The organism is Micromonospora sp. NPDC004551 (assembly GCF_040609975.1).
GTDB lineage: Bacteria > Actinomycetota > Actinomycetes > Mycobacteriales > Micromonosporaceae > Micromonospora.
Window position 1 is genome coordinate 17,177 of sequence record NZ_JBEXLM010000007.1, and the last position, 23,526, is coordinate 40,702.

24 protein-coding genes and 1 pseudogene are annotated in these 23,526 nt (G+C 73.8%); 6 read left to right on the forward strand and 19 right to left on the reverse strand.

The genetic code is table 11. The features are described 5' to 3' along the window. Nucleotides 1-70: 70 nt before the first annotated feature. Together ABZW14_RS10755 and ABZW14_RS10760 are read left to right on the forward strand one after the other, a co-directional pair. On the forward strand, nucleotides 71-1,291 hold the full coding sequence (locus ABZW14_RS10755) for a GNAT family N-acetyltransferase (RefSeq protein ID WP_355343210.1): 1,221 nt from the start codon (nucleotides 71-73) through the stop codon (nucleotides 1,289-1,291). A gap of 366 nt (nucleotides 1,292-1,657) precedes the next feature. Then, nucleotides 1,658-1,846 (forward strand): annotated as a pseudogene (locus tag ABZW14_RS10760) (hypothetical protein); the annotation flags it as partial. A 37-nt stretch (nucleotides 1,847-1,883) separates the two neighbouring features. Here ABZW14_RS10760 and ABZW14_RS10765 read toward each other — a convergent pair. The 4 genes from ABZW14_RS10765 to ABZW14_RS10780 all read right to left on the reverse strand — a co-directional run bounded on the left by ABZW14_RS10765 (nucleotide 1,884) and on the right by ABZW14_RS10780 (nucleotide 4,802). Next, nucleotides 1,884-2,354 carry a ribose-5-phosphate isomerase gene (locus ABZW14_RS10765; protein WP_355343213.1) on the reverse strand — a complete coding sequence of 157 codons (471 nt, stop codon included), beginning with the start codon at nucleotides 2,352-2,354 and terminating at the stop codon, nucleotides 1,884-1,886. A 73-nt stretch (nucleotides 2,355-2,427) separates the two neighbouring features. After that, nucleotides 2,428-3,627 (reverse strand): DUF1015 family protein, encoded by a 1,200-nt coding sequence (locus ABZW14_RS10770; protein ID WP_355343216.1) that lies wholly within the window; start codon nucleotides 3,625-3,627, stop codon nucleotides 2,428-2,430. A 71-nt stretch (nucleotides 3,628-3,698) separates the two neighbouring features. Then, a complete protein-coding gene (locus tag ABZW14_RS10775; RefSeq protein ID WP_355343219.1) occupies nucleotides 3,699-4,058 on the reverse strand; it encodes a hypothetical protein in 360 nt (119 codons plus the stop codon). Between the two features lie 120 nt (nucleotides 4,059-4,178). Beyond that, nucleotides 4,179-4,802, reverse strand: coding sequence for a disulfide bond formation protein DsbA (locus ABZW14_RS10780; RefSeq protein ID WP_355343222.1), 624 nt, complete (start codon nucleotides 4,800-4,802; stop codon nucleotides 4,179-4,181). 223 nt (nucleotides 4,803-5,025) lie between these two features. Between ABZW14_RS10780 and pepN the strand changes: the two genes are divergently transcribed. Beyond that, nucleotides 5,026-7,572, forward strand: coding sequence for an aminopeptidase N (gene pepN, locus ABZW14_RS10785; RefSeq protein WP_355343225.1), 2,547 nt, complete (start codon nucleotides 5,026-5,028; stop codon nucleotides 7,570-7,572). A 149-nt stretch (nucleotides 7,573-7,721) separates the two neighbouring features. On the opposite strand, the gene ABZW14_RS10790 is transcribed toward pepN, so the two are convergent. From ABZW14_RS10790 to ABZW14_RS10855, 14 genes are all read right to left on the reverse strand, one after another. Continuing rightward, the gene (locus ABZW14_RS10790) at nucleotides 7,722-8,135 is read right to left on the reverse strand and encodes a DUF5130 family protein (protein WP_355343228.1); all 414 of its coding nucleotides are present in this window, start codon (nucleotides 8,133-8,135) and stop codon (nucleotides 7,722-7,724) included. After that, entirely contained in the window at nucleotides 8,122-8,409 is a 288-nt protein-coding gene (locus ABZW14_RS10795; protein WP_107076375.1) for a hypothetical protein, read from the reverse strand. The genes ABZW14_RS10790 and ABZW14_RS10795 overlap by 14 nt, the downstream gene beginning before the upstream one ends. Nucleotides 8,410-8,483: 74 nt before the next feature. Next, on the reverse strand, nucleotides 8,484-9,947 hold the full coding sequence (locus ABZW14_RS10800) for an amidase (RefSeq protein ID WP_355343231.1): 1,464 nt from the start codon (nucleotides 9,945-9,947) through the stop codon (nucleotides 8,484-8,486). 65 nt (nucleotides 9,948-10,012) lie between these two features. After that, nucleotides 10,013-11,014 carry an amidohydrolase family protein gene (locus ABZW14_RS10805; protein ID WP_355343234.1) on the reverse strand — a complete coding sequence of 334 codons (1,002 nt, stop codon included), beginning with the start codon at nucleotides 11,012-11,014 and terminating at the stop codon, nucleotides 10,013-10,015. After that, nucleotides 11,014-11,538: a 3-hydroxyanthranilate 3,4-dioxygenase gene (locus ABZW14_RS10810; protein WP_355343237.1), complete on the reverse strand. Its 525-nt coding sequence runs from the start codon at nucleotides 11,536-11,538 to the stop codon at nucleotides 11,014-11,016. Before ABZW14_RS10810 ends, ABZW14_RS10805 begins: the two co-directional genes overlap by 1 nt. Beyond that, nucleotides 11,535-11,990 carry a RidA family protein gene (locus ABZW14_RS10815; RefSeq protein ID WP_355343898.1) on the reverse strand — a complete coding sequence of 152 codons (456 nt, stop codon included), beginning with the start codon at nucleotides 11,988-11,990 and terminating at the stop codon, nucleotides 11,535-11,537. The genes ABZW14_RS10810 and ABZW14_RS10815 overlap by 4 nt, the downstream gene beginning before the upstream one ends. A gap of 20 nt (nucleotides 11,991-12,010) precedes the next feature. Next, the gene (locus tag ABZW14_RS10820; RefSeq protein ID WP_355343240.1) at nucleotides 12,011-12,784 is read right to left on the reverse strand and encodes a fumarylacetoacetate hydrolase family protein; all 774 of its coding nucleotides are present in this window, start codon (nucleotides 12,782-12,784) and stop codon (nucleotides 12,011-12,013) included. Further along, nucleotides 12,781-13,842 carry a 4-hydroxy-2-oxovalerate aldolase gene (gene dmpG, locus ABZW14_RS10825; RefSeq protein WP_355343242.1) on the reverse strand — a complete coding sequence of 354 codons (1,062 nt, stop codon included), beginning with the start codon at nucleotides 13,840-13,842 and terminating at the stop codon, nucleotides 12,781-12,783. Before dmpG ends, ABZW14_RS10820 begins: the two co-directional genes overlap by 4 nt. Next, entirely contained in the window at nucleotides 13,839-14,771 is a 933-nt protein-coding gene (locus ABZW14_RS10830) for an acetaldehyde dehydrogenase (acetylating) (protein ID WP_355343245.1), read from the reverse strand. The genes dmpG and ABZW14_RS10830 overlap by 4 nt, the downstream gene beginning before the upstream one ends. Continuing rightward, the gene (locus tag ABZW14_RS10835; protein ID WP_355343248.1) at nucleotides 14,768-15,562 is read right to left on the reverse strand and encodes a fumarylacetoacetate hydrolase family protein; all 795 of its coding nucleotides are present in this window, start codon (nucleotides 15,560-15,562) and stop codon (nucleotides 14,768-14,770) included. The genes ABZW14_RS10830 and ABZW14_RS10835 overlap by 4 nt, the downstream gene beginning before the upstream one ends. Before the next feature lie 56 nt (nucleotides 15,563-15,618). Continuing rightward, nucleotides 15,619-17,100: a 2-hydroxymuconic semialdehyde dehydrogenase gene (locus ABZW14_RS10840; protein ID WP_355343901.1), complete on the reverse strand. Its 1,482-nt coding sequence runs from the start codon at nucleotides 17,098-17,100 to the stop codon at nucleotides 15,619-15,621. 20 nt (nucleotides 17,101-17,120) lie between these two features. Then, nucleotides 17,121-18,455, reverse strand: a complete 1,335-nt coding sequence (locus ABZW14_RS10845; protein WP_355343251.1) for an NAD(P)/FAD-dependent oxidoreductase — start codon at nucleotides 18,453-18,455, stop codon at nucleotides 17,121-17,123. Continuing rightward, entirely contained in the window at nucleotides 18,452-19,729 is a 1,278-nt protein-coding gene (kynU, locus tag ABZW14_RS10850) for a kynureninase (protein WP_355343254.1), read from the reverse strand. Before kynU ends, ABZW14_RS10845 begins: the two co-directional genes overlap by 4 nt. A 14-nt stretch (nucleotides 19,730-19,743) precedes the next feature. Beyond that, nucleotides 19,744-20,628, reverse strand: a complete 885-nt coding sequence (locus tag ABZW14_RS10855) for a tryptophan 2,3-dioxygenase family protein (protein ID WP_355343257.1) — start codon at nucleotides 20,626-20,628, stop codon at nucleotides 19,744-19,746. A gap of 142 nt (nucleotides 20,629-20,770) precedes the next feature. Between ABZW14_RS10855 and ABZW14_RS10860 the strand changes: the two genes are divergently transcribed. The 3 genes from ABZW14_RS10860 to ABZW14_RS10870 all read left to right on the forward strand — a co-directional run bounded on the left by ABZW14_RS10860 (nucleotide 20,771) and on the right by ABZW14_RS10870 (nucleotide 22,772). After that, nucleotides 20,771-21,241, forward strand: coding sequence for an Lrp/AsnC family transcriptional regulator (locus ABZW14_RS10860; RefSeq protein WP_355343260.1), 471 nt, complete (start codon nucleotides 20,771-20,773; stop codon nucleotides 21,239-21,241). Nucleotides 21,242-21,332: 91 nt separating this feature from the next. Beyond that, the gene (locus tag ABZW14_RS10865; protein ID WP_355343263.1) at nucleotides 21,333-21,842 is read left to right on the forward strand and encodes a hypothetical protein; all 510 of its coding nucleotides are present in this window, start codon (nucleotides 21,333-21,335) and stop codon (nucleotides 21,840-21,842) included. Nucleotides 21,843-21,854: 12 nt separating this feature from the next. Continuing rightward, the gene (locus ABZW14_RS10870; protein WP_355343266.1) at nucleotides 21,855-22,772 is read left to right on the forward strand and encodes a class F sortase; all 918 of its coding nucleotides are present in this window, start codon (nucleotides 21,855-21,857) and stop codon (nucleotides 22,770-22,772) included. 7 nt (nucleotides 22,773-22,779) lie between these two features. On the opposite strand, the gene ABZW14_RS10875 is transcribed toward ABZW14_RS10870, so the two are convergent. Further along, nucleotides 22,780-23,319, reverse strand: a complete 540-nt coding sequence (locus ABZW14_RS10875; protein WP_355343269.1) for an HNH endonuclease — start codon at nucleotides 23,317-23,319, stop codon at nucleotides 22,780-22,782. Nucleotides 23,320-23,526: the final 207 nt, after the last annotated feature.

A 23,526-nucleotide genomic window follows, 5' to 3' on the forward strand; every position in this document is an offset into this window, starting at 1 on the left:
CCACGGTTCCGAGGGTAGCGAGCCGGCAAATAGGGTGCCGACCGCGAAGGTGATGGGTTAGACACACCGGATGACCGACGCGCTGGTGCCCCGGGCCGAGGACTTCGACGAGATCTCCGCACTGCTGACGCTCGCCTTCCACGGCGACGTCGACCCCGAGCTGCGGGAGGTCGAGCGCAGGGTCTTCGAGCCGGACCGGGCGCTGCTGGTCCGGGAGGGCGGAATCGCCGTCGCGCATGCCGGCGCGTTCACCCGCGAGCTGGCCGTGCCCGGGGCCAGCGTGCCGGCCGCGCACGTGACCATGGTGTCGGTCGCGCCGACCCACCGCCGGCGCGGGCTGCTCACCGGGCTGATGCGCCGGCAGCTCCGTGAGATCCACGACGCCGGCCGGGAGCCGCTCGCCGTCCTCTGGGCCAGCGAGGGCCGGATCTATCCCCGGTTCGGCTACGGCCTGGCCGCGCAGCGGCTCGTCCTGGCCGGCGACACCGCCGGGCTGCGGCTGCCGGATCCGACGCCCGCCGAGGGCACCCTCCGCCTGGACCGCCCCACGACGCACCGGGCCGAGCTGGCCCGGCTGTACGAGCGGGTGCGCGCCGACCGCCCCGGCTGGTCGCAGCGGGACGAGCGCTGGTGGGACTACGTGCTCGCCGACGTGAAGGACCTGCGGGGTGGCGCCACCGAGCGGCGGGTGCTGCTGCACGAGGGGCCGGAGGGCCTGGACGGATACGCGCTCTACCGGACGAAGGAGGACTGGGCCGGCACCGGGCCGCGCGCCGAGGTGCAGGTGGGCGAGGTGGTGGCCGCCCGGCCGGAGGCGTACCTGGCGCTGTGGCGGCTGCTGCTCTCGATCGACCTGACCCGCCGGGTGTCCTTCCCGATCGCCGCCGTGGACGAGCCGCTGTTCCGGCTGGTGGACGAGCCGCGGCAGCTCGGCGCCCGGCTCGCCGACGCCCTCTGGGTCCGCGTCGTGGACGTGCCGGCCGCGCTGGCCGCCCGCCGGTACGCCACCGGGGTCGACGTGGTGGTCGAGGTCACCGACGACCTGCTGCCGGAGAACAGCGGCCGGTGGCGGCTGGTCGGCGACCCGTCCGGTGCGGAGTGCACCCCCACGTCGGCGCCGGCCGGGCTGGCCTGCGACGTCCGTGCTCTCGGTGAGCTCTACCTGGGCGGTGCCGCCCTGGCCGCGCTCGTCGCCGCGGGTCGGGTCCGGGAACTGGTCCCGGGGACGGCGGTGGCGGTGAGCGCGGCCCTCGGCTGGCACCGCGCCCCCGCTCCCATGGAGGTCTTCTGACCGGCCGCCCCGGATCTTGATGATGTGCCGCCGGCTTCGAACGGCAGGTCGCCGAGATCTCCGGTCGAAGCCGGGTCCCCGGGGCGGTACGGTCGGGTGATGGGGGATCCGGAGCGCCGCCGGCGGCGGCTGCGGCACCAGGGCGACGGCGGGACGCCGGAGCGGGAGGCCGCGAGCGCGAGCACGGCCGCCGTGCACGACGACGACGGCACCCGTCCGCCGCGCGGAGCCCGGCACGACCCGCCGGATGACGGCACGCGGTCGCCGCGCGGGGCCCGACAGGACTCGCCGGACGACAGGGCGCCGCGGGGCGCCCGGCAGCACGACTCGTCCGAGCACCGGGCCCGGCGCACTGGCCCGCCCGTCGAGGAGGGCGAGCGGGGGCTGCGCGGCCTGGTCGGCTCGGGGGCGTCACAGGTGAGTGTGACCGCCGCGCTGCGGGCGCGGGACGCCGCCCGGCCCACCGACGAGGACCTGGCCGAGGCCGAGGCCCGGGTGGTGATCGTCCGCCGCAACTGGGTGCCCCGCGAGGAACTGCCCCGCACCGGGCGGTGACGGGCGCGACCCGGCGGCCGCGCCCGGTGGTGCCGGGTCAGGCGGGCAGGTCGGGAAGCTGGCGGCTCTGCTCGTAGTCGGCGACCTGGGCGATCCGGCGGGCGTGCCGCGGGTTGCCGGAGAACGGGGTGGCGAGGAACGCCTCGACCAGGGCGGTGGCCTCGTCCAGGGTGTGCTGACGGGCGCCGACCGCGATGATGTTGGCGTCGTTGTGCTCGCGAGCCAGCTGGGCGGTGTCGATGTTCCAGGCGAGCGCCGCACGGATCCCGGCGACCTTGTTGGCGGCGATCTGCTCGCCGTTGCCGGAGCCGCCGATGACCACACCGAGGCTGCCCGCGTCGTCCACCACGCGCTGCCCGGTGTGCAGGCAGAAGGCCGGGTAGTCGTCGTCCGGGTCGAAGGCGTGCGGACCCACGTCGACCACCTCGTACCCCTGCTTGGCCAGGTGGTTGGCGAGGTGCACCTTCAGCTCGAAACCGGCGTGATCGGATCCCAGGTAGACGCGCATACCGCGCAGTCTGACAGGCCCGCCCCCGTGCCGGCGCGCGGGCGGCGGCACGGAGGCGGATTCGTCACACGGCTCAGCGGGGCAGCTCGGCGACGACGAGCCCGGCCCGCGCCTTCGGGGTGAACCAGGTGCTCTTGCGCGGCATCTTCTCCCGGGCCAGGTTCACCGCCACGAAGTCGTCCACGGTCACCGGGGCGACGAGGACGGCCAGCTCGGCCCGGCCCGCGTCGACCTCGCCGGTGAGCCAGCTCGCCGGGTAGTCGCCGCCCACGTAGGTGATGCGCTTGTCGCCCGGGTCGAGCCCGAGCGCGTCGCGCAGCAGCAGCCGCTCGACCAGCGCGTGGTCGAGGTTCTCCAGCCGGTCGCCGCCGACGTGCGGCAGGCGCACCGCGTACCCCTGGCCGGCGAGGTGAAGGTGCACGGTGCCGCCGGCCGCCGGGACGCCGGCCGGGCCGGTGATCGGGGTGATCTCCGCGCCGGCGGCGCGGAGCCGGTCGAGCAGCTCGTCGGGGGTGGTGGTCAGCTCGCTGACCAGCCGGTTGTAGGGCTGGATCGCGACCGAGGCCGGCGTGGTGATCACCGACAGGAAGCGCGGGAAGCCGCCGGTCTGCGCGGCCAGGCTGCGGTGGTTGCCGTCGGCGACCACCAGCTCGCCGCCGCCCGCCAGGGCGGTCAGCTCGTCCTGGGCCGGGCCCGGGCCGAGCAGCCAGATGGCGTGCGTGCGGCCGGCCTGGTCCACGTCGGTGGCGGCGGGGGCGCCGGCCGACTCGGTCGCCGCCGCGAGGGCGGCGTGCAGCTCGTCGCCGCGCCCGGTCTGGAGCAGGAGTACGGGTGAGAGCAGGTGACCCAGCGCCTCGGCCAGGGCGACGCGCTCCCGCACCTTCGCGATGAACACGTCCTCGTTGCGGATCACCAGGCCGGGCTCGTCGGCCCGGGTGGAGATCTGGTCGGTGTCGACCATGGCGAACAGCCCGTACGCGGTCTCCTCGCCCGGCGCGCTGATCCGGTAGAGGATCACGACCTGCTCGGCCGGCGTGTAGCTGCCGTCGGCCTTGGCCTCGGCGAGTCGGGCCACCGCGTCGGGGAGCGCGTCGAGGAAGGACTTCCCGAGGCTGCCCGGCGCCCGGTGGGGCATCTCGATGCCCAGGGCGCTGTGCGGATTCGCCTCGACGATGGCGGTGATCTCCGCGTCGTCGGCGAACTCGTCGTAGTTCTGCGCGCCGGTGCCGCCAGTGGTGATCCAGGCCCGGGCGATCGGATGCACGACCGTCATGCCCGCTGACGCTACCCGCGCCGCCGGGGGCGCCGGTGCGGGACCCGCGCGCCGTCCACCAGATGAAAGGGTCAGCCGGTGCGGTGCCGGCCGGGGGCCGGAGAGCCACCCGGTGCCGGGACGGCCGGGCGGGACCCGCCGGAGGTGGCGAGCCGGACCGTCGTCGTCCCGGCCGGGGCCGGTCGGCCGGCCGCGGCACCGGTGCGGACCACGCCCGGGGTGCGCGCCGGCGCACCCGCGTCGGCGGGCGGGGTCATCCGGGAGGTGGCCACCACCCGGGCGACGCCGACCACGATCGGCGGGGCCAGCAGGCCGGCCATCTCGGCCGGGACCGCCGGCCAGTCGCCCTCGGCCACCGACCAGTACGTCGGACCGGGGTCCTCGGTCACCGTCTCCGGCGCCACGTCGGACGGGCGGCGGTGCTTAGCCATGGGAACGCCTCCAGGAGCTGCCGGGCTGCGGCCCCGGACGGGCCGCCGGCTGGGACACCCGGTGAAACGAGCCCCGCACCGGCCCGGTGACGGGGCGGCGCGGGGCTCGTGGGGCGCGGCTCAGTCGAAGATCGGGCCCTGTTCCCGGGTGCGCTTCAGCTCGTAGAAGCCGGGCGTGCCGGCCACCAGCAGCACGCCGTCCCAGAGCCGGCCGGCCGCCTCGCCCTTCGGCGCCGGGGTGATCACCGGGCCGAAGAAGGCGACCTGCCCGCCGTCCGGGCCCGGGGCGTGGATCACCGGGGTGCCCACGTCGGTGCCGACCGGTCGCATGCCCGCCTCGTGGCTGGCCCGCAGCGCGTCGTCGTACTCGGTCGACTCGGCGGCGTCGGCGAGCGCCGGGTCGAGGCCGACCTCGGTGAGCGCGCCGACGAGCATGTCCCGGCCCAGCTCCTCCTTGCCGAGGTGGATCCGGGTGCCCATCGCGGTGTAGAGCTTCGCCAGCGTCTCCCCGCCGTGCGCCTGCTCGACGGCGATGCAGACCCGCACCGGGCCCCAGCCCTTCTTCATCAGATCCTGGTACTGCTCGGGCAGGTCCCGGCCCGCGTTGAGCACGGAGAGGCTCATCACGTGGAACCGGATGTCCACGTCCCGGACCTGCTCGACCTCCAGCAGCCAACGGGAGGTGATCCACGCCCACGGGCACAGCGGGTCGAACCACATGTCCACGGCGACACGTTCGGTCACGGTGTCATCCCTTCACGACTCCACACGCCGGAGCTCCGGCGCCTTCCCTCCGATCCTCACCCCCCGCGGCATCGACCGGTACCGGAATGAGAGCGTGACCTCGCCCACCGAAGGGTGTCCGTGCATGGAAGACTCGGTTTCGGACCGGCCGTCACGAGCGGGCCGGGGAGGCCGGCCGCGGGGCGCGGCGAGACGAGTGGGATGGAGACGAACAGTGCCGGGAGTGCGCAACCTGACCCAGGTCGAGGCCACCGAGCGGGCACGCCTGCTCGACGTCACCGGGTACGACATCAAGCTTGACCTGTCGACCGCGGTGCAGGCCGACGGCCGTACCTTCCGGTCGGTGACCGAGGTCCGGTTCCGCTGCGCCGAGCCGGGAGCGAGCACCTTCATCGAGACGGCCGCCGAGTCGGTGCGCTCGGCCACGCTGAACGGCGCGCCGGTCGACCTGTCCGGCTGGTCGGCGGAGAAGGGACTCACCCTCACCGGCCTGGCCGCTGAGAACGTCCTCGTGGTCGACGCCGACTTCGGCTACTCCAACAGCGGGCAGGGCCTGCACCGCACGGTCGACCCGGTGGACGGCGAGACCTACCTCTACAGCCAGTTCGAGACGGCCGACGCGCAGAAGGTCTTCGCCTGCTTCGACCAGCCCGACCTGAAGAGCGTCTACACCTGGCACGCCACCGTCCCGGAGCACTGGCGCGTGGTGTCCAACATGCCGGTCGAGCGCGAGGAGCCCGCAGGCGAGGCGCTCAAGACCGTCCACTTCGCCGAGTCGGCGCGGATGAGCACCTACATCACCGCGCTGTGCGCCGGGCCGTACCACGAGGTGCGCGACAGCCACGACGGCATCGACCTGGGCGTCTACTGCCGGGCCTCGATGGCGCAGTACATGGACGCGGACGACCTGTTCCTCATCACCAAGCAGGGCTTCGACTTCTTCCACGAGAAGTTCCAGGTGCGCTACCCGCTGCCCAAGTACGACCAGCTCTGGGTGCCGGACTTCAACGCGGGTGCGATGGAGAACTTCGGCTGCGTCACGCACGCCGAGTCGCACTACATCTTCCGCTCGCAGGTCACCGACTTCGAGTACGAGCAGCGGGCCAACACGATCCTGCACGAGCTGGCGCACATGTGGTTCGGTGACCTGGTCACCATGCGCTGGTGGAACGACCTGTGGCTGAACGAGTCGTTCGCCGAGTGGGCCAGCCACTGGTGCAACACCCACGCCACCCGCTTCTCCGACGCGTGGACGACCTTCCTGTCCATCCGGAAGAACTGGGGCTACCGGCAGGACCAGCTCTCCTCCACCCACCCGGTCTACTGCGAGATGCCGGACCTGGAGGCGGTCGAGGTCAACTTCGACGGCATCACCTACGCCAAGGGCGCGAGCGTGCTCAAGCAGCTCGTCGCGTACGTGGGCGAGGAGCCGTTCCTGGCCGGCCTGCGGGCCTACTTCGGCAAGCACGCCTGGGGCAACGCCACCTTCGACGACCTGCTCTCCGAGCTGGAGACGGCGTCCGGCCGGGAGCTGCGCAAGTTCGCCGCCCAGTGGCTGGAGACCGCGCAGGTCAACACGCTCCGCCCCGAGGTCGTCATCGGCGCCGACGGCGCGTACGAGCAGGTGCTGGTGCGGCAGGAGGCGCCGTCCGGGCACCCGACCCTGCGTACCCACCGGATCGGCGTGGGCCTCTACGACCTGACCGACGGCCGGCTGGTCCGCCGGGAGCGGATCGAGGCCGACGTGACCGGCGAGCTGACCGAGCTGTCCGTGCTGCACGGCAAGCCGGCCGCCGACGTGCTGCTGCTCAACGACGACGACCTGACCTACACCAAGCTGCGGCTGGACGAGCGGTCGATGGCGGCCGTGGTGCAGCACATCGCCGGCTTCGACTCGTCGCTGGCGCGGGCGCTGTGCTGGACCGCCGCCTGGGACATGACCCGCGACGCCGAGCTGTCGGCCCGGGACTACGTGGCGCTGGTGCTGGCCGGGCTGCCGGCGGAGACCGACATCAACCTGGTCACCGCCACCCTGCGCCAGGCGACCACCACGCTCACGTTCTACGCCGACCCGGCCTGGGCGCCGACCGGCTGGGCCGACCTGGCCCGGGCCGCCCGCACGGCGCTCGCCGCGGCCGAGCCGGGGAGCGGCTTCCAGCTCGCCTGGGCCCGCGCGTACGCCTCCGCGGCCCGCTCCGGCGAGGACCTGGCCACGCTGCGCGGCTGGCTGGACGGCGCCGAGGTGCCGGCCGGGCTGACCGTGGACACCGAGCTGCGCTGGACCGTCCTTCAGTCGCTGGTGGCCAACGGCGCGGCCGGGGCCGCCGAGGTGGAGGCCGAGCTGGCCCGCGACCGCACCGCCAGCGGCGAGCGGGAGGCCGCGTACGCGCACGCGCTGGTGCCGACCGCCGAGAACAAGGCGGCGGTGTGGGCGCAGCTCACCGGCCCGGAAGCGCTGCCGAACTGGCGCAACCGGGCGCTGCTGCAGGGCTTCACCCACCCGGCGCAGGTGGAGCTCACCGCGCCCTACCGGGAGAAGTACTTCGCCGCGGCGGCGCAGGTGTGGGCACAGCGGGACAGCGAGCCGGCGCAGGAGTTCGTCCAGCTCGCGTACCCGGCGTACCTGGTGGAGGACGACACGGTGGCCGCCACCGACGCGTGGCTGGCCCAGGAGGGTCACCCGGCGCCGCTGCGCCGGCTGGTCGCCGAGGGCCGCGACGGCGTGGCCCGGGCCCTCAAGGCCCGCGCCCGGGACGCCCAGACCGCCTGATCGAGGAGTACGCGGCCGGGGCCGGCGTGGGTGGGAACCCGCGCCGGCCCCGGCCGTTGTCGATCCGTCCACCTGGCCCCGCTGAGCCGATGAGACGAAGAAGCCCGGCCCGCGTCGCGCGGGCCGGGCTTTCGTCGTTCGTAGTGGGCTCAGCCCTTGCCGGCGTGGCTGGCGAGCTGGTCGAGACCCTGGATGATGCCGCCGGCCAGGTCGCCGCCGCCGAACGAGGCCACCATGGAGAGCGCGGCCAGCTTGGCGTACGTGTCCGGGATGCGCTTGCGCGCGTAGCGCCCGGTGACGATCTCCAGCTGCCGCTGGTTGGGCGACACGGCGATCAGCACCGACTTGTCCGGCTCGGCGAGCTGGCGGTGCAGCCGCTGGGCGTGCTCCCGGATCGGCTCGTCGAGGCCGCCCACGTAGACCGAGAACACCAGGCCGGTGCCCTGGTCGGCCAGACGGAGCGCCTCGTCGATGCGGAGCAGCTGACGGGTCGAGAACGGCCCGTCCAGAACCTCCGGCGGGTTACCGGTCCCCGTCGCGGCCTGCATCTCACCAACGGTCACTTGCGCCTCCGGTTCCACCGGCCGGCGCCTCCCGGCCGGCCTGCTCCTGCTTGCGGCTGGTCAGCGCCGGCGCCTGCGCCCCGGCGGCCAGTGCGGTGCCGGCCGAGTCGGCCAGCTGCTCCGGACGGCCCAGGAACCAGACCGGAGTGAAGTCGAAGGGCCGGCCCGGCCGGTAGCGCTTCGCGCCGCCACCGCCGCCGCCGCGACTGCCGGCGGCCGCCAGTCCGGCGATCACCAGCACGGCGGCCGCCGGGATGCCGACGAAGACCAGCAACGTCTCGGTAACAGACAATCCCAACGCCCCCAGGCGGAAAGAGAGACCAGGAATGTTCCGGGTCGGGTGGACGGTCATGACGACGTGCGCCCGACTCCGCTTGTGCTGTTCACGTTAGCGGAGTCGACGGCCCGCCAGATTGCGGGGTGCTGATCCCATCCGCCACAGCCGTGCTCCAGTTGCGCGGCAGTGGCTATCAATGTCGCGTCGTCGCCGTACCGGCCGGTGAGCAGCACCCCGACGGGCATCCCGTCGTCGGTGCGGCCGACCGGCAGCGAAACGGACGGGTCGCCGGTGACGTTGAAGATGGCGCAGTACGGCGAAAAACGCCGCTGGCGGTCGAAATCCTCGGCCGGGTCGAGGCTGGCGAACGCCCCCACCGACGCCTGCGGTGCGGCCAGGGTCGGGCAGAGCAGCAGGTCGCAGCCGGCGGTACGGCGCACGCCCCGGCGTACCTGGGCCTGGAGTTCGCCGAGCGCGGCCATGAGCGGGCCGGCCCCGACGGCCGCGCCCCGGGCCCGGAGGAACCGGGTCAGCGGCAGCAGGTCGCTCTCCCGTTCGGACGGCACGGGGGCGAGCGCCAGCACGTACCAGACGGTCTCGAAGAGGGGCCACGCCTCGGGGCCGAGCGGCGCGGGGACGTCGACCACCTCGTGGCCGGCCTCGGTGAGCAGCGCGGCGGCGTGATCGACGGCGGCCACGCAGGCCGGGTGCACCGGCTCGTCGGCGAGCATCGGTGCGGTGAACCGGCCGATCCGCAGCCGGCCCGGGTCGGCGTCGCGGGCGGCGCCCAGGTAGCCGCCGGTGGGCGCGGCGGGCGCCAGGTAGGGCTCGCCGGGCACCGGTTGCGCCAGGACGTCGAGCAGCGCGGCCACGTCGGTCACGGTGCGGCCGAGCGGGCCGCTGATGGGCAGCCCGAACGCCCCGAAGCCGAGCGGGCCGCCGGAGACCAGGCCCCGGCTGGGTTTGTAGCCGACGAGGCCGCACAGCGCCGCCGGGATACGCAGCGAGCCGCCTCCGTCGGAGCCCTGCGCCACCGGCACGAGCCCGCCGGCCACGGCGGCCGCCGCACCGCCGCTGGAGCCGCCCGCCGTGTACGCGAGGCCCCACGGGTTGCGGGCCGGGGGCGCCACGAGGCCCTCGGAGTAGAGCGAGCAACCCAGCTCGGAGGTGGTGGTCTTGCCGAGGCTCACCAGCCCGGCGTCCGCCATGAACCGGACCACGTCGGCGTCGACCGGTGGCACGAAGTCGGCGAAGGCCGCCGAGCCGAAGGTGGTGCGGACCCCGGCCGTGAGCGTGAGGTCCTTGATGGCGGTGGGCACCCCGTGCAGGGGGCCGCGCCGGTCCGCCGGTACCGCGTCGGCGGCGGCCGCCGCCGCCCGGGCACGTTCCGGCGTGACGGTGACGAACGCGCCGAGGGTGTCGGCGAGCGCGTCCACCCGGCGCAGGTGGTGCTCGACAAGCTCCACGCTGGACAGCTCACCCCGGCGGATCGCGGCGGCCTGCTCCAGCGCCGTCAGGTCGTGCGGCTCGGCCATGCCCCCATCCTGCCTGGTCACGGCGGTACTCGCACCCATCACCCGCCGCGCGCCCGCGGGCGCGGTCAGCCGCGCAGGAAGCGCAGGGCGTTGCGGGACAGGAGCTTGTCGCGCTGCTCGGCGGTGAGAAAGTCGGCCTTGCGGACCACCTGGCCGACCGGTCGCTCGCCCAGCGGGTACGGGTAGTCGCTGCCGACCAGCACCCGGTCCTCGCCCATGGTGTCGACCAGCAGCCGCAGCGCGGCCGGCTCGAAGACGACCGAGTCGACGCTGAACCGGTCGACGTAGGCGCTCGGCGGGGCGCTGGACGCGCCGCGGACCAGGTCGCCGCGACGGTGCCAGGCGTTGTCGGCCCGGCCCAGCCAGAACGGGAAGCTGCCGCCGCCGTGCGCGAAGCAGATCCGCAGCGTCTCCGGCACCCGGTCGAAGACCCCGCCGAGGATCAGCGCCAGCACCGACAGGTGCGTCTCGGCCGGCATCCCGGTCAGCCAGCGGGCCATCCAGCGGTCCAGCCGGGGCCCGCCCGGCATGTCCCACGGGTGCACGAAGACCGGCGCGCCCACCTCGGCGCAGTGGGTCAGGAACTGCACGATGCCGGCGTCGTCGAGGTCGCGGTCGCCGACGTGGTTGCCGATCTCGACCCCGGCGTGCCCGGCGGCCAGGCAGCGGTCGAGTTCGGCGCAGGCGGCGTCCGGGTCCTGCAACGGCACCTGGCAGAACGGTACCAGCCGGTCCCCGCCTCCCGCGGTGACGGCCAGCGTCAGGTCGTTGAAGATCCGGGCCACCTTGACGGCCTGGTCGGCCGGGCGGTCGTAGCTGAAGAAGACCGGAGTGGGCGAGACGACCTGCACGTCAACGCCGTCGGCGGCCATGTCGGCGAGCCGGGTCTCCGGGTCCCAGCACTCCGCGCCGACCGGCCGGAACTCCGTCTCCCCCACCATGATCATGGCGGCCCGCTCGGAGTCCACCCGGAGCCAGGGCCAGCCGGACCCGCCGCAGGCCGCGGCGAGGTCCGGCCACCCCTTGGGTACGACGTGGGTGTGCACGTCGACGACCGGTCCGGGCATCAGCCCTTGCCCGGGTGCAGCGCGCCGCAGTTGGTGCAGGTGCGGGCCTTCTCGTCGGCGTAGAACGCCGCGAAGACCGGCGGCAGGTCGGCGGCGATGTCGCGCACCTGGAGTTCCACCTCGTGCACCTTGTGGCTGCACTCGGGGCAGTACCACTGGAACTTCTCCAGCGTGCCCTCCTCGCGGACCCGCTCGATCACCATGCCGATCGAGCCGGCCTCGGGGCGCTGCGGCGAGTGCGGGGTGTTGCGCGGCAGCATCCACATCTGACCCTCGCGCACGTGCACCGTACGTGGGCCCTCGGGCAGCATCAGGTTGATGTGCATGTTGCCCTTGACCTGGTAGAAGAACTCCTCGTACGGGTCGACGTGGAAGTCGGTCCGCTGGTTCGGGCCGCCGACCACCATGACGATGAAGTCGTCGCTGCCCGGCAGCATCTCCTTGTTGCCCACCGGCGGCTTGAGCAGGTGCTGGTTCTCCCCGATCCAGCCGGAGAAGCTGAACGGCTCGGCGATCTCACTCATGACGGACCTCCCGACGGAAGTAGGGCCACGGCCTGCATCTCGATCAGCAGGTGCGGGTGCGGAAGCTGGTGCACGGCCACCGTGGTCCGGGTCGGTCCGGTGGCGTCGAAGAACTCCGCCCACACCTCGTTGTAGCCACCGAAGTCGTTCATGTTGACCAGGTAGCTGGTGACCTGCACGAGGTCGGCCAGGTCGGCGCCGGCCGAGCGGAGCAGGTCCCGGATGTTCTCGATCACGGCCCGGGTCTGGGCCCGGATGTCGAGGTCGGTGGTGCCGAACTCGTCCACCGCGACCCCGGCGAAGGTGTTGTCCGGCCGGCGCGACGAGGTGCCCGAGACGAAGACGAACCCGCCGGCGACCTTGACGTGCGGGAAGGCGCCGCGCGGCACGGCCTTCCCCTCCACCACCCGGGCGGTCTGAGCCTTCTCTGTTCGCGACTGCGGGGCTCGCAAACCCGGCTCACTCCTCGCGCTCACGCCGACGCCTTCATCGACGCCGTGCCGAGCTTCTCCACGACGGCGCGCACGTGCGCGCCCGGGCGCAGCGGCACGGCGGCGGTGGCCGCACCGGCCAGGAAGACCCAGCCCTTGCGGAGCCGGACGCCGTGCCGGCCGGCCAGGCGGATGCCCTCGTCCAGCGCGCGCCGCGGGTCGCCGAGGATCGCCGCGGTCGAGCCGACCTGGGCCACCCGGCCGTCGATCTCCAGCAGCACGCCGAGGTTGTCCAGCCCGTCGGGCACCGGCGACCAGGGCCCGACCACGAACGCGGCGGCCGAGGTGTTGTCCGCGACGACGTCCGGCAGGGAGAAGGTGAAGTCGGCGTACCGGGAGTCGATCAGCTCGATCGCCGGGGCGACCGCGCGCACGGCCCGCGTGAAGGAGCCGACCGGCTCGCCCGGGTCGGGCAGCCGGTCCAGCAGGAAGGCCACCTCCGGCTCGACCCGGGGGTGGATGAACCCGGCCACGTCGACCGTGCCGCCGTCGGGCACCCGCATCGCGTCGGTGAGCCGGCCCCAGATCACCTCGTCCACGCCGACCTGGGCCATCTTCGCCTTGCTGGTCAGGCCCATCTTCAGCCCGACCAGCCGCTCACCCCGGTCCAGGCGGCGCTTCAGCAGCGCGGCCTGCACGGCGTACGCGGCGTCCACGTCGAGGCCGGTCTCGGCGGCGAGTTGCGGGATCGCGGTGGCCGAATCGGCGGCCGCGCCCAGCTTCTCGGCGATCCCCGCGATGTCCGGCCCGATCATGAGTTCTCCTTGCTCGCCAGGTCGAGTGCCACGTCCACGATCATGTCCTCCTGGCCGCCGACCATGCGGCGCCGGCCCAGCTCGACAAGGATCGAGCGGACGTCCACCCCGTACTTCGCCGAGGCGCGCTCCGCGTGGCGGAGGAAGCTGGAGTAGACGCCCGCGTAGCCGAGGGAGAGCGTCTCCCGGTCGACCTGCACCGGCCGGTCCTGGAGCGGGCGCACCAGGTCGTCGGCCGCGTCCATCAGCGCGAACACGTCGCAGCCGTGCTTCCAGCCGTGCAGTTCGGCGACCGCGACGAAGACCTCCAGCGGGGCGTTGCCGGCGCCCGCGCCCATGCCGGCCAGCGACGCGTCCACCCGGACGGTCCGGCCGTGCGGGGCGCCCGCGCCGGCCGGCCCGGGGCCCGCGATCCGGCCGTGCTCGACCGCCAGCACGCTGTTGGCCACCCCGAGGGACAGGTTGTGGTGGGCGTGGATGCCGATCTGCGTCTCCGGGTCGAGCACCTGCCGGTAGGCGTCGACCCGCTCGGCCACGTCGGACATGAGCAGCCGCCCGCCGGAGTCGGTGACGTAGACGCAGTGCGCCCCGTACGACTCCATGAGCCTGGCCTGGGCGGCCAGCCCGGCCGGGTCGTTCATGTGCGACATCATGAGGAACCCGGAGACGTCCATGCCGTTCTCCCGCGCCCACGAGATGTGCTGCGCGGAGATGTCCGCCTCGGTGCAGTGGGTCGCGATCCGGACGCTGGTCACGCCCAGCGCCTTGGCCGCCTTCAGGTCGGCGATGGTGCCGATGCCGGGCAGCAGCAGGGTGGTGAGCCGCGCGCCGGTCAGCACCTCGGCGGCGGCGGAGATCCACTCGGCGTCACCGGCCGCGCCGTGACCGTAGTTGACGCTGGAGCCGGCCAGGCCGTCGCCGTGCGCCACCTCGATGGCGGCCACCCCGGCCGCGTCGAGCGCGGCCGCGATCGTCCGCACCTGGTCCACCGTGTACCGGTGCGCGATGGCGTGCATGCCGTCGCGCAGCGTCACGTCCTGGATGTAGAGGTCGGTCATGCCGGGATCCCCTTCGCACGCAGGGCGACCAGCCGCTCGGCGGTGCGCAGCGCGGCCGAGGTCATGATGTCCAGGTTCCCGGCGTACGCGGGCAGGTAGTGCCCGGCGCCGGAGACCTCCAGGAAGACCGAGACCTGGAGCCCGGTGAAGTGCCGGCCCAGCACGGGCGCGTACGTGTCCACCCGGTCGAACTGCACGTCCTGCTTGAGCCGGTAGCCCGGGACGTACTCCTGCACGGTCTTCACCATGTCGGCCACCGAGGCGGCGATCGCGGCGCGGTCGGCGTCGGCGTCCGGGCAGAGGCAGTAGACGGTGTCCCGCATGAGCAGCGGCGGGTCGGCCGGGTTCAGCACGATGATGGCCTTGCCGCGCTCGGCGCCGCCGACCACCTCGATGGCCCGGGCCGTGGTCTCGGTGAACTCGTCGATGTTGGCCCGGGTGCCCGGCCCGGCCGACTTCGAGGCGATCGAGGCGACGATCTCCCCGTACGCGACCGAAGTGACCCGGCCCACCGCGTGGACGATCGGCACGGTGGCCTGCCCGCCGCACGTCACCATGTTCACGTTGGCCTCGCGCAGGTGCTCGTCGAGGTTGACCGGCGGCACCACGTACGGGCCGATCGCGGCCGGCGTCAGGTCGACCACGGTCCGCCCGTGCGCCCGCAGCACCGCGTCGTGGCGCCGGTGCGCGCCGGCCGAGGTGGCGTCGAAGACCAGCTCGACGTCGGCGAACTCGGGCATGGCGACCAGGCCGTCCACGCCCTCCGCGGTGGTCGCCACGCCGAGCCGGCGGGCCCGGGCGAGACCGTCGGACTCCGGGTCGATGCCGGCCATCGCCACCATCCGCAGGCTGTCGCTCAGCCGCAGCACCTTGATCATCAGGTCGGTGCCGATGTTGCCCGGCCCGAGCACCGCCACGCCGACCGTCATGAGGCCTCCTTGGAGAAACAGGTCCGCACCGAGCCGAGCCCGGAGATCCGCGCCTCGTACGCCGCGCCGGGCGTCACGGCCACCATGGGGCCGAGCGCCCCGGAGAGCACCACGTCCCCGGCCTTCAGCGGGTCGCCGGCGCGGGCCATGGTGCCCGCCAGCCACTCCAGGGCGTGCAGCGGGTTGCCGAGGCAGGCCGCCCCGGCGCCGACCGAGACCGGCTCGCCGGCGTGCTCCAGCACCATCCCGCAGAGCCGCAGGTCCACGTCGGCCAGCCGGCGCGGCGCGGTGCCGAGCACGAACAGCCCGCTGGAGGCGTTGTCCGCCACCGTGTCCACGATGGAGATGTCCCAGCCCGCGATCCGCGAGTCGACAATCTCGATGGCCGGCAGCACATGGTCGACGGCCCGGATCAGGTCGACGGTGGTGACCCGCTCGTCGGGCAGATCGGCGCCGAGCACGAAGGCGATCTCCGCCTCCACCCGGGGCTGGAGCAGCCGGCTCATCGGCACCTCGACGCCGTCGCCGACCGCCATGTCGTCGAAGAGCACCCCGAAGTCGGGCTGGAAGACGCCGAAGTTCTCCTGCACGGCGCGGGAGGTCAGGCCGATCTTCGCGCCGACCCGGCGGTGGCCCTTGCCGAGCCGCTGCCGGGTGTAGACCTGCTGCACCTGGTAGGCCGCTTCGATGTCGCCCTCCGGCAGCAGGCGGCCGCGCAGCGGCGGGCACGGCTTCTCCTCCTGCCGGGCCACGGCCAGTTCCCGGTTGGCGGCTTCGATGTCGACGGTCATCCCGGCTCCTCGCTGTGTTCGCTTGGGACGCCGGCCATTCTGCCCGGAGCGCGCACTCATGAGAGGTCCACGCAGACGTTGGTGAGCTCGGAGTAGAAGTCGAGCGAGTGCACCCCGCCCTCCCGGCCGATGCCGGACGCCTTCACCCCGCCGAACGGCGTGCGCAGGTCGCGCAGGAACCAGGTGTTCACCCAGACGATGCCCGCGTCCAGCCGGGACCCGGCCCGGTGCGCACGGCCCACGTCCCGGGTCCAGACCGTCGCCGCCAGGCCGTAGTCGGTGCCGTTGGCCAGGGCGTACGCCTCGTCCTCGTCGTCGAACGGCGCCACGTGCACCACCGGGCCGAAGATCTCCTCCCGGTTGGTGCGGGCGTCCGGGCCGAGTCCGGTGAGCACGGTCGGCTGCACGTACGCGCCGCCGTCGCGGGCGTCGCCGAAGCGCGGCGTCCCGCCCCCGGCACGCACCTCGGCGCCCTCGGTGCGAGCCAGCTCGTAGTGGCCGAGCACTTTGTCCCGGTGCGTGTGTGAGATCAGCGGCATGTTCACGGTGGCCTCGTCGGCCGGCCAGCCGTACGCCAGCTCGTCGGCGCGCTTGGCCAGCCGCGCGGTGAACTCCTCGAAGACCGGCCGCTGCACGTAGATCCGCTCGGTGCAGAGGCAGACCTGGCCGCCGTTGGTGAAGCTGGACCGGACCGAGCCGGCGACCGCCGCGTCCAGGTCGGCGTCGGCGAAGACCAGGCCGGCGTTCTTGCCGCCCAGCTCGAAGCTGACCGCCTTCACCCCGTCGGCGGCGGCCCGCATGATGGCGCTGCCGGTGGCCGACTCCCCCGTGAAGGTGATCGCGTCGACGCCCGCGTGCCGGGTGAGGTGCTCGCCGGCCGAGCCGGGGCCGAAGCCGTGCACCAGGTTGAACACGCCCTCGGGCACGCCCGCCGCGGCCATCACCTCGGCGAGCAGGGTCGCCGAGGCGGGGGTCTCCTCGCTGGGCTTGACCACCACGGCGTTGCCGCAGGCCAGGGCCGGGGCGACCTTCCAGGTGAGCAGGAGCAGCGGCAGGTTCCACGGCACGATGATCGCGACCACGCCGACCGGCTTGCGGACCGCGTAGTTCAGCGCCCGGCCGCCGGTCGGGGTGACGGTGGTGAACGACTCGGTCGGCGCGGTCGCCACGATCTCGGCGAACGCCCGGAAATTGGCCGCGCCGCGCGGGATGTCCAGCGTGCGGGCCTGCGAGATGGCCTTGCCGGTGTCCGCCACCTCGGCGGCCACCAGGTCGTCGAAGCGGCGCTCCAGCTCGTCAGCGACCCGGCGGAGCACCTCGGCGTGCTCCCGCTCCCCCATCCGGCCCCACGGGCCGCGCAGCGCCGCCCGGGCCGCGGCGACCGCGTCGTCCACGACGGACTCGCCGGCCTCGACCACCTCGAAGACGGGCTCGCCGGTGACCGGGCTGCGCTTGGTGAACCGCGGCCCGGCGTCGGTGAAGGAGCCGCCGACGAAGTTGCGCAGCAGGCCGGGGCCGTCCGGCGCCTGCCCGGCCATCAGCCGGGGATCCCACAGGGTCATCCTCGCCTCCCTCGGCCGAGCGCCATCGCCGCGCCGGCCAGCGCCGCCACCGCGCCGGCGGCCACCGCACCCACCACCCGGTACTGGCGGCGCACCCGGCGGCGCACCTCGGCGTACGGGGTGGTGGAGAAGGAGACCAGCTCGTACTGCGAGACGTAGCGGCCGGGCAGCGCACGCTCCAGCGCGTGCTCGATCTTCTTGCGGGTCTGGAACACCGGGGAGGCGACCTTGTCCCGCATCTCCACGAAGTTGGTCAGCGCCATCCGGGCGATCGCCTCGGCGTTGGCCTGCCGGCGGTGCTGGAACAGCGGCAGCGCCGACGCCCAGTGGTCGCCGCACTCGTCCAGGCAGCGGTCCAGCTCGACCACGTCCTCGAACGCGCAGTTCGCGCCCTGGCCGTAGAACGGCACGATGGCGTGCGCCGCGTCGCCGAGCAGGCCCACCCGGCCGTCGAGCTGCCACGGGGAGCAGCGGACCGTGCCGAGCACCCCGACCGGGTTGTGCTGGTAGTCGTCGACCAGGTTCGGGGCGAGCGGGACCAGGTCCGGGTAGTGGGTGGCGAAGTACCGCTCGATGGCGGCCGGGCTCCCCAGCGAGGCGAAGCTCTCGGTGCCGTGGGTCGGCCAGAACAGCGTGCAGGTGAAGGAGCGGTCCGGGTTGGGCAGCGCGATCATCATCGAGGTGCCGCGCGGCCAGATGTGCAGCGCGCCCGGGTCCAGGGCGAACTCGCCGCCGATCGGCGGGATGGTGAGTTCCTTGTAGCCGTAGTCGAGGAAGTCCACGCTCTCGGTCAGCGCCCCGTACGCCAGCAGTTGCCCGCGCACGGCGGAGCCGGCGCCGTCGGCGCCGAGCACCACCGACGCGGTCTCGGTGACCTTGCCCTGCGGGGTCTCGAAGGTCATCTCGCCGCTGGCCGGGTCCAGCCCGACCAGCCGGTGGTCGAAGGCGATCCGCACACCGGGCAGGGCGGCGGCGGCGTCGAGCAGCGCGTTGTTCAGGGCGCCCCGGCTGATCGAGTTGATCGCCCGGTCGCCGGAGACGCTGTACGACTGGAACTGCGGCTCCCCCTCCACCGGGTGGATCATCCGGCCGCGCATCGGCAGCGCGTCGGTCATCACCTGGCGGTCCAGCCCGATCCGGCGCAGCGCGTCCAGGCCGCGCTCGGAGAGCGCCAGGTTGATCGAACGGCCCCGCTCGACCTTCCCGGTGCGCGGGTCCGGCCGCCGCTCGTAGAGGGCGACCGGGTAGCCGCGCCGGGCCAGGAAGCAGGCCAGCAGGCAGCCGGCGAGCCCCGCGCCGACGACGGCGATCTCCTCGCGTTCCGTACTCATCGGGTGGCCTCCACCGTCGCGGCCAGCGCGTCGGCGACCCGCCAGCAGTCGTGGTACGTCGAGTAGAGCGGCACCGGCGCGAACCGCACGATGTCCGGTTCCCGGGCGTCGGCGATCACGCCGTGCTCGTGCCGCAGCCGCTTGGTCAGCTCGTTGGCGCTGCCCGCGCCGATCCGCACGGAGAGCTGGCAGCCCCGGCGAGCCGGCTCGCGCGGGGTGACCACGGTCAGCGGCCGGTCGGCGGTCACCTCGTCGAGCAGCCCTTCCAGGTAGCCGGTGAGCCGGAGACTGCGCTCGCGCAGCGCGGGCATGCCGACCGAGTCGAACAGCTCCAGCGAGGTGCGCACCGGGCCCATCGCGAAGATCGGCGGGTTGGAGATCTGCCACGCCTCGACGGTGGCCGGCGGCCGGGACACCGGCGTCATCTCGAACCGGCTGGCCGCCTCCGTGCTCCACCAGCCCTCGAAGCGCGGCAGTGCCGGGTCGCCCAGGTGTCGCTCGTGGACGAAGACGCCGCCCAGCGCACCCGGCCCGGAGTTCAGGTACTTGTAGGAGCACCAGGCGGCGAAGTCGACGTCCCAGTCGTGCAGGGCGAGGGGTACGTTGCCCGCCGCGTGCGCCAGGTCCCAGCCGACCACTGCGCCGGCGGCACGCCCGGCGGCGGTGATCGCCGGGATGTCCATGAGCTCGCCGGTGAGGTAGTTGACGCCGCCGAGCAGCAGGAGCGCCACGGTGTGGCCCTCGGTGGCCAGGAAGTCGAGCACGTCCTGCGTCCGCAGGGTGTCCTCGCCCGGGCGCGGCGTGAGCCGGATGACCGCGGTGTCCGGGTCCAGGCCGTGGAAGCGCGCCTGGCTGCGCACCGCGTAGCTGTCCGAGGGGAAGGCGCTGTCCTCGATGACGATCCGGGTCCGCTCCCCCGCCGGTCGGTAGAAGCTCACCATGAGCAGGTGCAGGTTGACCGTGAGGGAGTTCATCACCACGGTCTCCGCGGGGCGGGCGCCGACCAGTCGCGCGGCCGGCGCGGTCAGCAGTTCGTGGTACGGCAGCCAGGGCCGCTCCGCCTCCAGGTGCCCCTCCACGCCCAGCCGCCGCCAGGCGTCCAGGTCGGCGAGGAGTTCCTCCCGGGTGGCCCGGGGTTGCAGGCCCAGCGAGTTGCCGGCCAGGTACGCCACCTCGGGGTAGCGCCCGCCCTCGGCCGGCGGCACGAGGAACAGGTGCCGGTGGCCGGGGTCGGCGGCGTCGCGGGCGCGGGCGTCTTCTTCGGGGGTGTGCATGCTGCTCTCTCCGGTCACATCGCGGTACGGGCCGACCACAGCTCCGGGAAGACGACCCGGGCCATGCTCCGCTGCAACCAGGCCAGCCCGGCGGAGCCACCGCTGCCGACCTTGGCGCCCATCGAGCGCTGCACCGCCTTGATGTGGTGCCAGCGCCAGTCGCCGAACCGTTCGGCCACCTCGGTCAGCGCCTCGCCGAGCAGGCGCAGGTGGTTGTCGGGGCCGCCGTCGGCGTAGATGCGCACCCAGGCCGCCTCGACGGCGGGGTGCGACTCGTGCTCGGTCGCCACGTCCCGCTCCAGCAGGTCCTCGGGCAGTTCGAAGCCGCGCCGGGCGAGCAGCGCGACCACGTCGTCCCAGAGGCTCGGCGTGGCCAGCGCGGCGGTCAGCTCGGCGTGCACCTCGGTCTGCCGGCGGAACGGGCGGATCAGCGCCGGGTCACGCAGGCCGAGCAGGAACTCCAGCTGGCGGTACATGGCCGACTGGAAGCCGGAGCCCTCGCCGAGCCGGTCGCGGAACCGGTTGAAGTCGGCCGGGGTCATCCAGCGCAGCCCCTGCCACGCGGCGTTCAGCCCCTCCAGGTGCAGGGCGGCGCGGCGCAGCGGGGGCAGCGCGTCCCAGACCCGGTTGGCCCGCAGCTCGCGCTGGGCGTGGCGCAGCTCGTGGCAGGTCAGCCCGAAGTACAGCTCCATGATCTGGCTGACCATCAGGAAGGACATCTCGCCCGGGTCGTCGCTGAGCGGCTGCTGTAGCTGGTGCAGCGTGCTGGCCCGCACGTAGGCGTCGTAGGGCACGCGGTCGGCGAACTCCAGGGTGGGCTTGCCACCGTTGCGCTCCGCCCGGGCCGCCCGCTGCTGCGGGGTGGCCGGCCGCACCGCCGTCGTCTGTTCCACCGTCATCTCCCTCCGTACGCCGGGGTAGACGACATGATGCCGCTGGTTGATCCGCAGATGGAATGCCTCTTCAACGGCGGTACGGTGGTCTTACCTGTCACGCCGAAGGCATGTTCGGCCCTCGACTTCACGGAAGAAAGGTCACCGCGTGGACGACATGGACTGGGCGCTGCTACGCGAGCTCCAGGCGGACGCCCGGCTCTCCTACAGCGAGCTGTCCCGCCGGGTGCACCTGTCCCCGCCCGCCGTGGCCGAGCGGGTACGCCGGCTGGAGGAGTCCGGGGTGATCACCGGCTACCACGCGCACGTGGACCTGACCCGGGCCGGCCGCACCGTGCTCGCGCTGATCCGGATGTCCTGCTACGGGTCCCGCTGCATCCTCAACGACCCCGAGGTGGCGGACTGGCCGGAGATCATGGAGATCCACCGGATCACCGGCGACGCGTGCAGCATGCTGAAGGTGGCCGCCGGCACGATGGGCGAGTTCGAGGGCGTCATCGACCGCCTCGCCCCGTACGGCCAGCCGTCCAGCACCATGGTGCTCTCCACCCCGCTCGACTGGCACCCGGTCACCCCGCTCCCGCCGCGCGGTCCCTCCCCGGCCGGCCGGCGCCGCTGACCCGTCCCGGGTTTGCCCCCACGTCAGGGGGAATGCAGCCCGCGCTGCCCGTCAGCAGGATTCCGGTGCGCCGCACCGGAAGGGGGGAATCATGCGAGGGCTTCTGTCACACCGCGCGCTCCGTGCCGTCCTGGGGCTTCTCGGCCTCGTCGCGGCGTTCGTCCTGACCATCGCCTCGCCGGCCCACGCCGGGGAGAACGTCTTCGTCGAGGTCACGCCGAACAGCGTCCAGGCCGGCTCCCGGGTGAGCATCCGGGCCAGCTGCGACAACAACAACGACCGGCAGGCCCAGGTCACCTCGGACGCCTTCGGCCGGGTGATGCTCCGGCCGGACAACGGCTTCCTCACCGGGGCGGTCACCGTCCCCGGGAACAAGGCACCCGGCGACTACCCGGTGAACCTGGACTGCTCCAACGGGAAGACCGCCTCCACCATGCTCACCGTGTTGAACATGGCCCAGCCCAGCAAGGGCCCGGCGACCGGCGGTGGGGGCACCGCGGGCGGCCGGGGCCCCGGCTCGCTGCTGCTGGTCGGCGGCCTGGTCGCGGTGGCGGTGGTAGCCGGGGTGGGCGCCCGCCGCAAGTCCGGTAGCCGCTTCTGACGAGGTGCGGCCATGGCCCGCTCACCGCGCCGCCACGACCGCACCGGCCCGGACCCGCGCCGGTCGGCCGACGCCGGCCGCCGGACCGAGGACACCGGCCGCCGGACCGAGCAGACCGGCCGCCGGGCGCGCCGGGGCCGGCACCGGGCCGGGTCCCGGGTCGGGGACGGGCTGCGGCTGGTGTCCCGCGCGTCGCGCCGGTTCGCCCGCGCCGCCGGGCACGCCTTCTCGGCGAGCGTCACCACCGCCGACCCGGCGGCCCGCCCGGTCCCACCGGCCCGGCAGGCGGCGGCCGCCGGCCGCTGGCGGTACGCCGTCCAGCGCGGCCCCGGCGCCCCGGTGCTGGTGGTCGCGGCGGTGATGGCGTTGATCGTCGCCATGCTGGGGGTGGAACGGGTGACCGGCATCAGCGTGCTGCCGGAGCAGCTCACCGCCGGGCTGCGCCCGCCGCCGAAGAACTTCCCGGTGCTGTCCGGCAGCCCGCCGACCGACCTGACGATCAACAAGATCGACCTGCGGGCGCCGGTGCACGGGGTGGGCATCGCCCCGGACGGCAGCATCGCCGTGCCGGACATCGGCCGGGCCGGCGAGGTCGGCTGGTACGACCAGGGGCCCACCCCCGGCCAGTACGGCCCGGCCGTCATCGTGGGGCACGTCGACACCACCACCGGGCCGGCCGTCTTCCACGACCTGAAGAACCTCGACGACGGCGACCGGATCGAGGTGACCCGGCAGGACCGGTCGGTGGCCGTCTTCGAGGTGACCTCGATCGAGCGGTACGGCAAGGAGCGGCTGCCGGTGAGCGACGTCTACGGCGACTTCAGCCGGCCGAACCTGCGGTTGATCACCTGCGGCGGGCGCTGGGTGGGCGGCGAGACCGGCTACGCGGACAACCTGGTGGTCTACGCCTCGCTGGTGAAGGCGCGGTGAGCGGCGCTCAGGCCGCCTCGGGCTCCGGCTCGCGCAGGTCCAGCCAGTCGGCCCAGCGCGGGTCGGGCGCCCGGTGGCCGAGCACCCGCCAGGCGTTGCCCTTCGGGGCCGCCGGCAGGTTGTGCAGCCGCCAGCCCAGCTCGGCCGGCGTCTTGTCGCCCTTCGTGTGGTTGCAGCGGGCGCAGGCGGCCACCACGTTCTCCCAGGCGTGCCGGCCGCCCCGGCTGCGCGGGAAGACGTGGTCGATGGTCTCCGCCGGCCCGCGGCAGTAGGCGCAGCGCCAGCCGTCCCGCGCGAAGATCGCCCGGCGAGAGAGCCCGACATGGGTGCGGTAGGGAACCCGGACGTAGCGGGTCAGCCGGACCACCGAGGGCACCGGGAGCGCGTTGCGCGCGCTGTGCAGGATGCCCTCGCCGTCGGCCACGCAGACGGCCTTGGCGGAGAGCACGAGGATCGCGGCGCGACGCACCGACACGACACACAGGGGCTCGTAGGTGGCGTTGAGAACGAGTGCACCGGAGCCCGCCGTGGGTCGTATGTCAGGCATCGTGCTCACCCTCCCGGTCCAGCCGCTCCTGCCGCCGCTGCGCCGGGACCGCCCCGCGGGCAGCGGGGAACGACACCGACGCCGGCCGGATCACCGACGTCCGTTGCGCCAATAGTCCCTGATCGCGACCCGGATTGCACGCACTAATCCCTCTTCTGGTATGGGGATCATTCGCTTCCGGACGGATCACCGGCCCAACCTGGGCGA